The sequence below is a fragment of the Cereibacter azotoformans genome (genome assembly GCF_021391315.1).
In the GTDB taxonomy this organism is placed as follows: Bacteria; Pseudomonadota; Alphaproteobacteria; order Rhodobacterales; family Rhodobacteraceae; genus Cereibacter_A; species Cereibacter_A azotoformans.
On sequence record NZ_CP090022.1, the window covers coordinates 93,464 to 107,452 of the forward strand.

Here is a 13,989-nt window from a genome sequence, read left to right on the forward strand (position 1 = left end):
TCAGGACCTTGCTGGAAGCGGTGCGAGAAGCTCCGCGCGGTGACGCTCGAACAGGTCAAGGCCGCGGCGGATCGTGGCCACCACGGCGCGCGGGGTGATCGTCGCGCCGGAGAACTGGTCGAACACGCCGCCGTCGCGCCGGACCTTCCAGCCGTCCGGGCCGGGGTCTGCGAGCGAGCGGCCCGAGAAACCCGCGATCCAGTCGCTCTTGCCGATCTCGATCTTGTCGCCCAGGCCGGGCGTCTCGGCGTGCGACAGCACCCGCACCCCGAGGATCGTGCCGTCGGGCGCAAGGGCCATCAGCACGCGGATGGCCCCGCTGTAGCCGTAGCCGGTCAACTCGTAGGCAAGCCCCGTCACCTCGCCCGCGCGGGCGGCGACATGGACCCGCACCCGCCCTTCCTCGGCATCCGAAAGCAGCCGGATGTCGGCGGTCGGATCATTGTCATGCAACTCCCCCGGCAGCACCTGCGCGAGCGAGGCCAGCAGATCCTCGGCCGCACGGGCGGCGATGGGCGCGCGGGTCACGTCACTGGCAAAGGCGAGCAGCAGCGCCGAGAAGAGCGAGAAGAACCCGAGCATCAGGCCCAGGACGATGGGCGAGGTCTTCCACCCGGAGGTCCCGGCCTTGGAAGGGGGCGCGGCAGGGTCGGCCTGGCTCATTTCCGTCCTCCCTTCGGCGACTTGACGGACAGGGGCTTGCCCGTCCGGGTGCGTCCGAAGACGCGGGGACGCACATAGGTCTCGATCAGCGGTGTGCAGGCGTTCATCAGAAGGACGGCAAAGGCCACCCCTTCGGGGAACGAGCCCCAGGTGCGGATCACGAACACCAGCGCGCCGATCGCCACGCCATAGACCAGCTTGCCCATCGCCGTGACCGGAGAGGTCACATAGTCGGTCGCGATGAAGAAGGCGCAGAGCATGGTCGAGCCCGCCGTGAGATGCAGGATCGGCGGCGGGAACCTGTCCGGTGCAAGGAACGAGCAGAAGCCGGACAGCGCCGCGATCGTGCCGAGCACCGCGAGCGGAATGACCGGTGTGATGATGCGCAGCGCCATCAGCGCCACCCCGCCGAGGAGGAGAAGGGCCGCGCTCGTCTCACCCAGGCTGCCGGGAACGAAGCCGAGGAACCGCGCCTCGAGATCGGCGAGGTCCGGCAGGATCTGCGACATGGTCGCGCCCGCGCCGATCTGGCTCTTGATGTGGCTGAGGGTCGAGGCGCCCGAGATCGTGTCATAGGCGGTCGAACCGGCGAAGGTGATGGAGAGGCTGTCAAGGAAGCCCGGCCCCTCGAGCAGTCCGACGGGCGCCACCCATGTCGTCATGTGAACGGGCAGCGCGATCAGCAGCATGGCCCGCGCGACCATCGCCGGATTGAAGAGGTTCTGCCCGAGACCGCCGAAGAGATGCTTGGCGATCACGATGGCGATCCCGGCGCCGAGCACCCCCACCCACCAGGGCGCATAGGGCGGCAGGGTCATCGCGACGAGCCATCCCGACAGGATGGCGGACCCGTCGCCCGCAAACCGCGCCACCGGCTTGCCCGCGATCCAGAGGCAGAGCACCTCGAACAGCCAGGCCGAGACCACCGTCACGAGAAAGAGGAAGATCGCCGGCCAGCCGAACTGCCAGAGCCCGAAGACCGTGGCCGGCGCGAGCGCCGCGCTCACCGTCAGCATCGTGCGCGAGACGGTGAAGAGCGTGTGGGTGTGCGGCCCCGAGATGATGAGCGGAGCGGTCATTGCGCGGCACCTCCCTGCGTGGCCGGCTGCGGCTCGGGCGGTGGGGGGGCCGCGCGCGCCGCCTCGGCTTCGCGCTTCTTCTTGGCCTCCATCTCGGCCTTGCGCTTGGCCATCATCTGCCGCTTGGCCTCGGCCGCGGCCTCCTCGCGCGCCTTCCGGGCGGCGGCGAGGCGCTTCGTTTCCTCCTGCTGATGCTTGCGTCCCTCCGCCTCGGCCAGCTTGCCCTTGGCGTAGTGGATCGTCTGCACGAGGGGGATATTGGCCGGGCAGGTAAAGGCGCAGCAGCCGCAGGTGATGCAGTCCAGCAGCCCGATCCGCCCTGCCCCCTCCAGATCGTCGGCCTGGATGCGGGCGTTGAGTTCGAAGGGCGTGAGGCCCACCGGGCAGGCTTGCGAGCAGCGCCCGCAGCGGATGCAGGGCATGGTCTCGCAGCCGGGCGTCTCGGATGTCGTCAACGCGAGGATCCCGCTCGTGCCCTTGACCACGGGCACCCTCAGATTCTGGATGGGCTGGCCCATCATCGGCCCGCCCAGAAGCAGCCGATCGGGTTCTTCGGTCAGGCCACCGCAATGGGCGATCACTTCGGCCACCGGCGTGCCGATCAGGACGCGGACGTTCGCCGGGCGCCGGATGCCGCGGCCCGACACGGTCACCACCCGCGACAGGAGCGGCTCGCCATAGCGCACAGCCAGATGGACGGCATGGGCGGTCGCGGCATTGTGGACGACGACGCCCAGATCCGCCGTCAGGGCGCGGGCGGGCGTCTCGCGTCCGGTGAGGATCTTCACCAGGTGTTTCTCGGACCCCATCGGATACTGCGTCGGCACCACCTGCACCCGCATCGGCAGATCGAGGGCCCGGTCGAACCGCTGCATGGCCGAGATCGCCTCGGCCTTGTTGGACTCGATCGCCACCACGATCTGCCGCACGCCGAGCGCCCGCGCCATGATGCCGATGCCGTCCGCAATCTCCTCGGCACGCTCGCGCATCAGCCGGTCGTCGCAGGTCAGGTAGGGCTCGCATTCCGCCCCATTGATGACCAGCGTGTGAAGGTCGTAGCGCGCACGCAGGTTCAGCTTGACCGCCGAGGGGAACGTGGCGCCCCCCATGCCGACGATGCCCGCCTCGGCCACCTTGGCCGCGATCTCCTCGGGCGTGGCATTCTCGGGCCGCAGGCGGCCGAGGCGCGGGCCCCAGCTGTCCTGCCCGTCGGTGCGGATGGTGATGGTCGGGATCGGCAGCCCCGAAGGATGGGGCGCCGCGAAATGGCCCACGGCGATCACTCGACCGGAGGTGGGCGCATGGATGTTGGCCGAGACCGGCCCGCGCGCCCGACCGATCAGCTGGCCCTTCATCACGAGATCGTCGCGCTTGACCAGAGGCTCGGCCTCGGCGCCGATATGCTGCTGGAGCGGCACCCTGACCAGCGTGGGGACCGGCATGTCCTCGATGGCGCTTTCGGCGCTCAGGTGCTTGCGCGTCTCGGGGTGGACGCCCCCGCGGATGCCGAAGAACTGCGACGGCCGGAAGAGGGCCGCAAAATGGGGAAAGCTCATGCGGCATGCTCCCTGCTGTCCGCGCCGGCATCGGGAAGGGGCTTGTCCCAGTACCAGCTCTTGAGGGTCTTCGGCTTGACGCGCGCCACGATCGCCTCGGTGGGGCAGGCCTCGATGCAGGCGTTGCAGCCGATGCAGGCATCGGTCACGACCGTGTGGATCTGCTTGTTGGCGCCGATGATCGCGTCGGTCGGGCACCGCTTGAAGCAGCGCATGCAGCCGGTGCAGTGATCCTCGAAGATGAAGGCCACCATCGGCTCGGCCTCGGCCATGCCCGGAACGGCCGCTCCGCCTCCGCCGGGCTCCACGATGGCGGCGAGCGCCAGCGCCACGTCGCGGCCTCCGGGCGTGCAGGCGGTCACGGGCGCGCTTCCCTCGGCCATGGCCTCGGCCAGGCCCCGGCAGCCCGGATAGCCGCAGGCGCCGCAATTGGTGCCCGGAAGGATGCCGTCGATCGCATCCACGACGGGCGGCGTCTCGACATGGAACTTCCGCGCGGCAACGCCCAGCAGCAGCCCGAGCCCGAGCCCGAGGGCAGACATGGAGAGGGCGGCTTCGATCATGTCGGGCTCCGGTTCTCAGTTCGGGGTCAGGCCGGCAAAGCCCATGAAGGCCATCGACAGCAGACCGGCAGAGACGAAGGCGATCGGGACACCCGCAAACGGCCCCGGCACCGAGAGCTGCGCCAGGCGCTCGCGCATGCCGGCGAAGATCACCAGAACGAGGGTGAAGCCCGCGGCCGAGCCGAACCCGTAGAGCAGGCTCGAGGCGAGCCCGTGCCCCTCCTGGATGTTCAGCAGCGCCACGCCCAGCACGGCGCAGTTGGTGGTGATCAGCGGCAGGTAGATCCCGAGCGCCTTGTGCAAGGCCGGCGAGACCTTGCGCATCACCACCTCGATGAACTGCACGATGGCGGCGATGACGAGGATCAGGCTCAGGATCCGCAGGAAGGCGAGGTCCAGCGGTTCGAGGATCAGCGTCTCGACCATCCAGCTCGACCCGGCGGCGAGCGTCAGCACGAAGGTCGTGGCAAGCCCCATGCCGATCGCCGCATCCGTCTTGCGCGAGACGCCCATGAACGGGCAGAGGCCGAGAAACTTGACCAGCACCACGTTGTTCACGAGGGCGGTGCTCAGCAGGATGAAGAAGAATTCGCCCATTCGTCGTTCCGTCTGGCTCGGGCCGTCCCGCCGCGCCGGTCGCGGCGGCCCTCGGCGCGTTCGCACAACTGTCACGGAGAGGAAGCACCTACCGTGCCAACCGCCCTTCAGGTGAGCCGGCGACAGGTGGGGCCGTCGTCCCTGCGGAAGAGCCGAGCCATTCGCCCTGCGCCGAACCAAGGCTCTTGTCGCATTTCCTACAGTTGTGTCGGGAACCCTGACCAATTCGGACAAAGCGCCGCGGCACGCACCCTCACCGCGGCGCAAGGGCCGCCTGCCGGCGCCAGCGCGACAGGACTTGGCACGGCCCGTGCTTCTCCATGGTCGCGCAGAGGAAGCCGAAGGAGTGTCCCTTGTCCGCCGCCGCAGTGACCAGCATCCGCCCCCAGCCTCTCCCGCCGGAGGGGCCGGTCGGGATCGTGCCCGGCGTTCACTGGATCGGCGCCTTCGATCCCGGCCTGCGCAGCTTCGACACGCTGATGAAGACGGCCAACGGCACGAGCTACAACGCCTATGCCGTGCGCGGCTCCGAGGGCATGGCGGTGATCGACACGGTGGATGCCGCCCATGCGGACAGCTTCTTCGCCCGGCTCGAGGCGGTGGCGCGCTATGACGAGATCACGCGGATCGTGCTCAACCATCTCGAGCCCGACCATTCCGGCGCCCTGCCCGAACTGCTCCGCCGCGCGCCGCAGGCCGAGGTGCATCTGTCGCCGCGCGGCCTCCAGATCCTGCGCGCGCTGCTTGGCGGCGACTTCGACCGCTACCGCATCGTGCCGGTCACGACCGGGGCCGAGGTCACGCTCGGAGACCGGACGCTGCGTTTCCTCACCACCCCGAACGTGCACTGGCCCGACACGCAATGCACCTTCCTCGTCGAGGACGGGCTGCTCTTCACCTGCGATCTCTTCGGCAGCCACTATTGCGACGAGCGGCTCTTCGACGACCAGGTGGGCGACTTCCGCTTCGCGCTGGACCATTACTTCGACCGGCTGATGAGGCCCTTCCGCAGTTCGGTCCGCACCGCGCTGGACCTGATCGAGCCGCTTGACGTCGCCATCATCGCGCCCTCGCACGGGCCGATCCTGCGCACCGATCCCCGCGCCTATCTGCGCCACTACCGCCGGCTCGCGGGGCCTCGCTTCTCCTTCGGGACGGACAGGACGCTCGCCATCCTCTACATCTCGGCCCACGGCGCGACCGGCCGCCTCGCCCGGGCGATCCGCGACGGCGCCGCAGAAGAGCCCGGCGTCCGCGTCTCGCTGTTCGATCTCGAAGGCGGCGAGCTTCACCCGTTCATCGACCTGATCGAGGAGGTGGATGGGATCGCGCTCGGCACGCCGACCATCAACGGCGATGCCGTGCGCGCGGTCTGGGAACTGCTCGCCCAACTGGTGGACATCGAGACCAGGGGCAAGCTCGGCGCGGCCTTCGGCTCCTACGGCTGGTCGGGCGAGGCCGTGCGGCAGGTCGAGACCCGGCTCCAGGGCCTCGGGATGCGGCTGCCCGAGCCCGGACTGCGGGTGAAGTTCGAGCCCTCCGACGCCGATCTTGACGAGGCCAGGGCCTTCGGCCGGCGCCTCGCCGCCCATCTCGCCGGCCGCGCGGTCCCGCGCGAGATCGACCTCGCCGAGCTGGCCGCCCGATGACACAGGAAGGATCCGCGATGGAAAAGGCCACACTGACGTTCACCGATGTCTCCATCACGGTCAACGTGCCCCCCGGAACGCGCATCATCGAGATGTCCGAGAAGGTCGGGTCGGGCATCACCTACGGCTGCCGCGAGGGCGAGTGCGGCACCTGCCTCACCCATGTGATCGAGGGCAGCGAGCATCTTTCGGAGCCCTCGGCGCTCGAGCTTCGCGTGCTCTCGGAGAACATGGCCGGCAAGGACGACCGCCTTGCCTGCCAGTGCCGCGTCCTGACCGGCGCCGTCAAGGTGCGCCCCGGCTGACCCGCCGCGCGCGTCCGTCGGCAGGCTGAACCCCCACCAGAAAGGAACCAACCCATGTCCATGACCATCTCGGCCGACCTCTGCACCGCCTGCGGCGACTGCGAGCCGGTGTGCCCGACCAACGCGATTATCCCGCGCAAGGGCATCTATTTCATCAAGGCCGACGTCTGCACCGAATGCGACGGCGAGTTCGACATGCCCCAATGCATGAACGTCTGCACCGCCGACAGCATCGTTCCTCTCGAGGCTTGAGGCGGATGGAGGAGTGCGGCGACGGCCCGGCGGGCGCCCGCGTCCTCCGCGAGCGGCTGAAGGTCCTGGCCGTGGCCGGAGACCGTCTGCAGCTTGCGGCGGACCGCGCCGCCGGCTGCTCCTGCTGCGCGATGCGCAGGACCTGCGGGGCCGCCGAACTCGCGGCGGCCGCACGACCCGAACGGATCGAGGTCGCCCGCCCCCCCGGACTGATCGTGGCCCAGGGCGACGAGGTCGAGGTCACCCTGCCCGCGAGCCGCTTTCTCACCGTGGCGGGTCTGGCCTATCTGCTGCCCACGCTCGCCGTGGTCGGGACCGCCGGGGCCGGCATGGCGCTGCAGCTCTCGGACCTCTGGGTGGGGCTGCTCTGCCTGCCCGCCCTGGCCCTCGCCCTGATCCCGCTCGCGCGGGCGGGGCGCGGGGACGGGTTGGCCGGCGATTTCACGATCGAGGCGGTGCATCCCGGCGCCGGCCCGGTGTCCGGCCGGTGCGCCCCATGACCGTCCCGCGCCAGGCCCTGATTGCCGCCGCCGTGGCACTCTGCACGGCGGGCGGGGCCATCGGCGCCACCCTCATGCGCGGCCCGGCCGAGGTGCGCGAGACCTTCTATCTCTTCGGGACGCTGGTCGAGATCGAGGCCCGCGGCGCCCCCGAAAGGGTGGCCCGCGAGGCCATCGCCCGTGTTGGCCAGCGGCTGCAGGCCGCCCACAAGGACTGGCACGCCTGGCGCCCGGGCGAACTCGAGAGCCTCAACGCCGCCCTCGCCGCAGGCGAAAGCCGCAAGGTCGAGGCCGGGCTCGCGGCCCTTCTGCGGGAGGGACGGGCGCTGTCCTGCGCGAGCGGCGGCCTCTTCGATCCGGCGATCGGCCGGCTGATCGAGGCCTGGGGCTTTCACGCGGATGTTCCGCCCGACGGCGCGCCACCGCCCGCTGCGGCCATCGCGGCCCTCGTGGCGCGTCATCCGCGCATGACCGATCTGACGATCACGGGCGACGAGGTGCGCTCGGACAACCCGGCCGTTCAACTCGACCTCGGAGCCTTCGCGAAGGGGGCGGCGCTCGACCTCGCCGCCGAGGATCTGCGCGCCGCGGGGGTGCAGGATGCGGTGCTGAATGCGGGCGGCGGCGTGAAGGTCATCGGGCGGCATGGCGCGCGGCCCTGGCGGGTCGCGATCCGCGACCCGTTCCAGTGGGGCGTGGTGGCGGCGGTGTCGCTGCGCCCCGGCGAGGCGCTGCACACGTCCGGCAACTACGAACGCTATTTCGACGAGGGCGGCGTCCGCTTCTCGCACATCATCGACCCGCGAAGCGGGCGGCCGATGCAAGGGATCGTTTCGGTTTCGGTTCTGGACCCGAGTGGCGCGCGCGCGGATGCGGCCGCCACCGCCCTCGCCGTGGCGGGCCCCGTCGAGTGGCCGCAGGTCGCCGCCGCCATGGGGGTGAGGGCGGTGCTGATGATCACCGACGACGGCTCCATCCTCGCAACGCAGGCGATGCACGAGCGGCTCGAGCCGGTGCCGGGGGGCTTCCCCGCCCCCGTTCGGATCGTCGCCCTGCCAGAGGCCACTCCCCCGCCCGCCTGCTCCAACGGGTGATCGCCGCCCTCTGCGTCGGCCTGGCACGCCGCCTGCTTCGTCCTTTCCTGCGGGCCGCGCTGTGCCCGGGCAGAGACAGAGGGATGCAGAATGACCAGGATCGGGCTCTTCTTCGGCACGGATACCGGCAAGACGCGCAAGGTCGCGCGACAGATCAAGGCCCTGTTCGACGACGGGCTGATGGCCAAGCCGGTCAACGTCAACCGCGCCGAGGTCGAAACCTTCATGAGCTATGACTATCTGATCCTGGGCACGCCGACGATGGGCGAGGGCCAGCTTCCGGGCGCCAGCGCCGACTGTGCCGAGGAAAGCTGGGAGGAGTTCCTGCCCAGGCTCGAGGATCGGGACTTCACCGGCAAGACCATCGCGATCTTCGGCCTCGGCGATCAGGTCACCTATCCGCTGGAGTTCGTGAACGCCATCTTCATCCTGGCCGACTTCTTCGAGAGCCGCGGCGCCACGATCGTGGGCCGCTGGCCGGTCGAGGGCTATGAGTTCGAGGAGTCGCTTGCGGTGGTGGACGGCGCGTTTCTGGGGCTCGCCCTCGATCTCGACAACCAGTCCGATCAGACCGAGGCCCGGCTCGCGGGATGGCTGAAGAGCATCTCGGACAGCTTCGGCCTGCCCGTCTGATCCATTCCCCCGTCCGTCCCCGCCGAGGGTCCGCGACATGGGGTTTCGACCTTGACGGTTCAACCGGGGCTGCCGGAACCGGCAGCCTTCCGCGGCCTGCGGCGGCCGCACCTGCGATCCTTGAGCGCGGGCCCGCTGAGGGCGCGCGTTCCACTCAAGTTTGGCTTGATCAGGATCCGATTCGGTCACATCGCAGCGCACGGGCTTCCACGTCGGAAGCATAATGGAGCAGATCTTGTCCTTGCCGTCCTTCAGACTGACCGCACTCGGCCTCATGGCCGCACTGTCGCTCTCCGGTGCCGCAGCCGCACAGGAGGCGTCCGCGCCCGCCGGCCAGTTGTCCGCGCCGGTGTTCTCGGCGCCGCAAGCCTTTTCCCATGACCTGCTGGCCGAGCGCGCCGCGACCCTCGCGCGCCAGCCCCATGTTCCGGCCCCGGTCCGGAATCCCGAGGTGCTCGAGAAGATCGACTATGACGCGCACTGGCGCATCCGTTTCCGCGACGAGGCGTCCGTCAGGATCGGCGACACGCCGGCGCAGTTCTTTCACCTCGGCACCTACTTCCGCCAGCCGGTCAAGGTCTTCGCCGTCGAGGGGGGCGAGGCGCGCGAGATCGTCTACAGCCCCGACTATTTCGAGATGCCCGAGGACAGCGTGGCGAAGGGTCTGGACCCCGAAGCGGGATTTGCGGGCTTCCGCCTCATGCGCGACGACATGAAGAGCGACTGGATCTCGTTCCTTGGTGCCGCCTACTTCCGCAGCGACGGCGCGCTGCGTCAATACGGGCTCTCGGCGCGCGCGGTGGCGCTGAACACCGGCCTTCCGGTCCCCGAGGAATTTCCGCGCTTCACGGAATTCTATCTGGAGGAAGGCCCCGAGGGCGCGACGGTCGTCCATGCGCTGATGGACGGGCCCAGCATGACCGGCGCCTACCGCATGGTGATGCGCGACCAGCCCGGCAAGGGGCAGGTCATGGACATCTCGAGCCGCCTCTTCTTCCGCGCGCCCGTCGAGCGGCTGGGTGTGGCGCCGCTCACCTCGATGTTCTGGTATTCCGAGAGCAACCGCTTCCAGTCCTCCGACTGGCGCCCCGAGGTGCATGACACGGACGGTCTCATGATCCACACCGGCACGGGCGAGCATATCTGGCGTCCGCTGAACAACCCCGATCGCGTGGCGACCTCGAGCTACCTCGACCGGAACATCAAGGGCTTCGGCCTGATCCAGCGCGACCGGAACTTCGACCATTATCAGGATGATGGCGTCTTCTACGAGAAGCGCCCGGCCGTCTGGATCGAGCCCACCTCGGACTGGGGGGCAGGCGCCGTGCAGCTGGTCGAGATCCCGACCGACGACGAGATCTACGACAATATCGTGGCTTTCTGGAATCCCGAGAGCCCACCGCAGGCCGGCGAGGAGCGGCGCTTCGACTACCGGATGCACTGGGTCGCAAGCCCGCCGATCGACATGCCCCTGGCGCAAACGGTCGCGACGCAGGTCGGCAACGGCGGCGTTCCGGGCCAGCCGCGGCCCGAAGATGTGATCAAGGTGGTCCTCGATTTCGAGGGGGCGGCGCTGGACGGGCACGAGCTGGACGAGGACATCCAGCCGCGGGTTTCGGCACCCGAGGGGGTGGAGGTCATCAATCCCTTCGTGGTCCGGGTGGTCGGCACCGACCGCTGGCGCCTCACATTCGATCTCAAGGCCGCTCCCGGAACGGATACGGTCGATCTGCGCGCCTACATCGCGCATGAGGACGCACCCCTGACCGAGACCTGGCTCGGCCAGTTCCACCTCGCCCAGATCAACCGGCTTCGCTAAGGGACCCGCCGGGGCGCAAGCCCCGGCCGGTTCATCCCGGTCGGCCGTGGGTGAGGGCGACGCTAGAGGCGGCGGCCCGCCGCGCGCTCGGGCAAACCCCGCCCGCCTGGGTCACCGGGCGAGCCCGGCCCCTACGGGACCACGAACGGCATGGCCGAAGCCGTCTCAGCGCGGCCTGGCGGTCGAGAGCCGGATCGGATCGGCGAGCAGCCGAAGGCCGTTCAGAACCACCAGCACCGTGCCGCCCTCGTGGCCGATGACCGCGAGCGGCAGGGGCAGGTTGAAGAAGAGGCTGCTTACCACCAGCGTCACCATCGCGCCCATGGCGAAGACGAGGTTCTGCCGGATGATCCCCGCCGTCCGGCGCGCGAGACGGTGCGCCTCGGCCAGCCGCGAGATGTCCTCGGACAGAAGCGCCACGTCTGCGGCCTGAAGCGCGACCTCGGAACCCGCCGCTCCCATGGCGATGCCGACGTCGGCGCGCGCCAGCGCCGCCGCGTCGTTCACGCCGTCGCCCACGAAGGCCACCCGACCCTTCGCCGCAAACTCGGCCACCAGCCGCACCTTGTCCTCGGGCAACAGGTCCGCATGGATCTCGGCCGGCCGGATTCCGAGCCCGGCGCCGATCCTCTCGGCCACCGCGCGGCGGTCGCCGGTCAGCATCTCGACCCGCTCGACCCCCGACAGGCGCAGCGCCTCGATCCCGGCCGCCGAACTCTCCCGCGGCCGGTCGGCCACCGTCAGCGCCCCCAGCAGCTTGGCGCCCCGCCCCAGAAGCACCAGCGTCTCGGCCCCGGCATGCAGCGCAAGGATCTCTTCGGGATGCGCGACCGGCGCACTCTTTGCGCCCATCCGCGCCGCGAGCCGGGCGTTTCCGGCCCAGATCATGCCCTGGTCATCCAGCCCCACCATGCCCTCGCCGGGCACGGCGCGCGCCTCGCGGACCGGGAATGGCGTCAGGCCCCGCGCCGCGGCCGTGCGGCGTATCGCGTCGGCGATCGGATGTTCGGAGTAGGCCTCCAGCCCCGCAAGCCGGGTCAGGAACTCTTCCTCGTCCCCGTCGCAGACGATCTCGACCACCTCCGGCTTGCCGGTCGTGAGCGTCCCGGTCTTGTCGAAGGCGAAGGTGCGAACCCCAGCCAGCGTCTCCAGCGCCGCGCCGCCCTTGAAGAGCACGCCGCCACGCGCCGAGGCCGAAAGCGCCGACAGGATCGCCGCCGGAACCGAGATCACGATGGCGCAGGGGCTGGCCGCCACCAGGAGCGTCGCCGCACGGTAAAGCGCCTCGTGCCAGCCCTGATCGAGGCCGAGGAACACGAGGAAGGCAAGAACCGATCCGCCGAGCACCGCGACGGTGTAGCGTTGGCCGAACCATTCGCTGAACCGCTCGGACGGCGAGCGCGCCGCCTGCGCCTCGGTCACAAGCTGGATCATCCGGGCCACGGTGCTTTCGGCCAGCGGCTTGCGGACCTCGATGGCGAGGATGCCATGCAGGTTGACGGTCGCCTCGAACACCGGCGCGCCCGCGGTCTTGTGGACCGGGGTGGACTCGCCGGTGACGGTGCTCTCGTCGATCTGGCCCTCACCCTCGACCACCACCGCGTCCACCGGAACCCGCGCGCCGGGGCGCAGGATGACGACGTCGCCGGGCGAGAGATCCTCGACCGCCACCTCCTCGGTGCCGTTCGCGGTCCGCCGCAGGGTGCGGTCGGGCCTCAGATCCATCAGCGCCTCGATGGCCCGGCGGGCGCGGCCCATGGCGGAATGCTCGAGCGTGGTGGACACCGAGAAGAGCGTCAGCAGCACGGCGCCTTCCAGCGCCGCCCCCACTGCCGCCGCGGCGAGCGCCGCGACGACCATCAGGAGGTCGATGTCCAGCTCGCGCTCGTGCCAAAGCGTGGTCAGGGCCCGGATGGCGGCAGGCACGCCCCCCGCGGCGAACACGACGACAGTCGCGCCCATCCCGATCCAGCTCCAGACGGGCGTTGCGGGCAGAAGGTAGTGGGCCACGCCCGCAATCACCATTGCCACAACCGTCAGCCCCGTCAGAAGGCCGTTCCGTCGTTCATCGTTCATGCGGGTTTCCCTCGTGGTCGATTCCGTCTGCGCCGCTCGCCGCAAAACATCAAGACCTTCGCGCTGCAGCAAACGCCGCAGGCAAGCCGAGATCGGGGCTGAGGGAGTTACGAGGGCAGAACAGGGGCGTCGCGCCACGGCGCTCGCTTCGAAACCTGTCTCGCCGGTGGGCGGCGGCGCCGGTCCTGCGGCCTGCGCGGCCGCTGGCTACCAGAATTCCCGCCGCATGTAGCCCATCAGCGCGCCGAGCCAGCTCGCCGGCGGCAGGTCGAGCACCGCAAGGGTCGCGACCAGTCCGACAAGTGCGACAGCGACGAGCAACTCGCGCCGGTGGCTCACCGAATGGCCCGCGGCGTTCCACACGAGGTTCTTCACCATGCTCGCATGCAGCAGCAGGTGCCAGAGCACGACGGCGACAAACAGGACCGAACCGGCAAGATGCAGAACTTCCCACCCGCTTCGGTCGAGGCCCCAGAGCCTCCAGGCAATGTCACGGGCGATCCGTCCGCTCGGCGCGGCGACGAGCACGAGACCCGAGACGAGCATCAGCGCGGACGAGAGCGCGATCGTGAAGACGGCGGCGGCGCGCCAGGAAAAGCGCCGCCCGGGAGACGAGGTCTGGATGGACATGGCGAATCCTCCTTGTCCGCGCCATTCTGGCGCGGTCGGGCAGGTTGCGCGATGCGCGGGGTCAATGACGGCGCGAAAGCGGCACCGAGAGGTGGATCTCCATGGCGGCATGGACAATCCGCTCCTCGGGCCAAGACCACCGGCAGCGGCGCACGGCCATGTCCGTGCCCCGCCTGATCAGGAGCGCTCCCGCCTTCGGGGAGCGCGCGTGGCGGGCGGGCCAGCTCCCGGAGCCTGTCTCAGTTCGGACAGGGCGCCTGCCAGGTCTCGCCGGTCTGGGCGTTGCGATACATGCACATCCTCGGCTGCGGGCTTGTCGCCACGTTCCCGCCGATGGCCGTGCCGAGCGCGGCCCCGGCAAGCGTGGCGGCGGTGCGGCCGCTGCCCTGGCCGATCTGGCTGCCCACTGCGGCACCGGCCAGGCCCCCCGTGGCGGCGTTGATGCCCTGATTGTCGGTGCAGGCGGTCAGGGCGATCAGGGCGGCGACCGCGCTGGCGGCCGCAAGGTGGTGAAACAGCATGCGATGCTCCTTTTCGTTCAGGGGGTCGTCGAGGGTGCAGGACGCCGGCAGG

Annotated in this window: 15 protein-coding genes; 7 read left to right on the forward strand and 8 right to left on the reverse strand. The window is 69.9% G+C overall.

What is annotated here, in order from left to right:
* From rsxG to rsxA, 5 genes are read right to left on the reverse strand one after another with little or no spacing between them, the layout of a single operon-like run.
* A complete protein-coding gene (gene rsxG / locus LV780_RS15525) occupies positions 1–663 on the reverse strand; it encodes an electron transport complex subunit RsxG (RefSeq protein WP_108220700.1) in 663 nt (220 codons plus the stop codon).
* Positions 660–1,742: an RnfABCDGE type electron transport complex subunit D gene (locus tag LV780_RS15530; protein WP_108220701.1), complete on the reverse strand. Its 1,083-nt coding sequence runs from the start codon at positions 1,740–1,742 to the stop codon at positions 660–662. Before LV780_RS15530 ends, rsxG begins: the two co-directional genes overlap by 4 nt.
* Positions 1,739–3,298, reverse strand: coding sequence for an electron transport complex subunit RsxC (gene rsxC, locus LV780_RS15535; RefSeq protein ID WP_108220702.1), 1,560 nt, complete (start codon positions 3,296–3,298; stop codon positions 1,739–1,741). The genes LV780_RS15530 and rsxC overlap by 4 nt, the downstream gene beginning before the upstream one ends.
* On the reverse strand, positions 3,295–3,861 hold the full coding sequence (locus tag LV780_RS15540) for an RnfABCDGE type electron transport complex subunit B (RefSeq protein WP_101340888.1): 567 nt from the start codon (positions 3,859–3,861) through the stop codon (positions 3,295–3,297). The genes rsxC and LV780_RS15540 overlap by 4 nt, the downstream gene beginning before the upstream one ends.
* 15 nt (positions 3,862–3,876) lie before the next feature.
* Complete coding sequence (gene rsxA / locus LV780_RS15545) at positions 3,877–4,458, reverse strand: electron transport complex subunit RsxA (RefSeq protein WP_011910135.1); 582 nt, start codon at positions 4,456–4,458, stop codon at positions 3,877–3,879.
* Between the two features lie 353 nt (positions 4,459–4,811).
* Between rsxA and LV780_RS15550 the strand changes: the two genes are divergently transcribed.
* The 7 genes from LV780_RS15550 to LV780_RS15580 all read left to right on the forward strand — a co-directional run bounded on the left by LV780_RS15550 (position 4,812) and on the right by LV780_RS15580 (position 10,710).
* Entirely contained in the window at positions 4,812–6,107 is a 1,296-nt protein-coding gene (locus tag LV780_RS15550) for an FprA family A-type flavoprotein (RefSeq protein WP_108220703.1), read from the forward strand.
* A 17-nt stretch (positions 6,108–6,124) separates the two neighbouring features.
* Positions 6,125–6,412: a ferredoxin FdxC gene (fdxC, locus tag LV780_RS15555; RefSeq protein ID WP_011910133.1), complete on the forward strand. Its 288-nt coding sequence runs from the start codon at positions 6,125–6,127 to the stop codon at positions 6,410–6,412.
* 54 nt (positions 6,413–6,466) lie between these two features.
* On the forward strand, positions 6,467–6,664 hold the full coding sequence (locus LV780_RS15560) for a 4Fe-4S binding protein (RefSeq protein WP_108220735.1): 198 nt from the start codon (positions 6,467–6,469) through the stop codon (positions 6,662–6,664).
* A 5-nt stretch (positions 6,665–6,669) separates the two neighbouring features.
* Positions 6,670–7,164, forward strand: a complete 495-nt coding sequence (locus LV780_RS15565) for a SoxR reducing system RseC family protein (protein WP_108220704.1) — start codon at positions 6,670–6,672, stop codon at positions 7,162–7,164.
* 74 nt (positions 7,165–7,238) lie between these two features.
* On the forward strand, positions 7,239–8,258 hold the full coding sequence (locus LV780_RS15570) for an FAD:protein FMN transferase (protein WP_407647925.1): 1,020 nt from the start codon (positions 7,239–7,241) through the stop codon (positions 8,256–8,258).
* A 90-nt stretch (positions 8,259–8,348) separates the two neighbouring features.
* A complete protein-coding gene (locus tag LV780_RS15575; protein WP_108220706.1) occupies positions 8,349–8,891 on the forward strand; it encodes a flavodoxin in 543 nt (180 codons plus the stop codon).
* 223 nt (positions 8,892–9,114) lie between these two features.
* Positions 9,115–10,710, forward strand: coding sequence for a glucan biosynthesis protein (locus LV780_RS15580; protein ID WP_044249140.1), 1,596 nt, complete (start codon positions 9,115–9,117; stop codon positions 10,708–10,710).
* A gap of 165 nt (positions 10,711–10,875) precedes the next feature.
* Here LV780_RS15580 and LV780_RS15585 read toward each other — a convergent pair whose 3' ends face one another.
* From LV780_RS15585 to LV780_RS15595, 3 genes are all read right to left on the reverse strand, one after another.
* Entirely contained in the window at positions 10,876–12,786 is a 1,911-nt protein-coding gene (locus LV780_RS15585; protein WP_011910127.1) for a heavy metal translocating P-type ATPase, read from the reverse strand.
* 207 nt (positions 12,787–12,993) lie between these two features.
* Complete coding sequence (locus LV780_RS15590) at positions 12,994–13,416, reverse strand: DUF4405 domain-containing protein (RefSeq protein WP_044249137.1); 423 nt, start codon at positions 13,414–13,416, stop codon at positions 12,994–12,996.
* Positions 13,417–13,655: 239 nt separating this feature from the next.
* Positions 13,656–13,937 (reverse strand): glycine zipper 2TM domain-containing protein, encoded by a 282-nt coding sequence (locus LV780_RS15595; RefSeq protein ID WP_101340897.1) that lies wholly within the window; start codon positions 13,935–13,937, stop codon positions 13,656–13,658.
* Between the last annotated feature and the right edge of the window lie 52 nt (positions 13,938–13,989).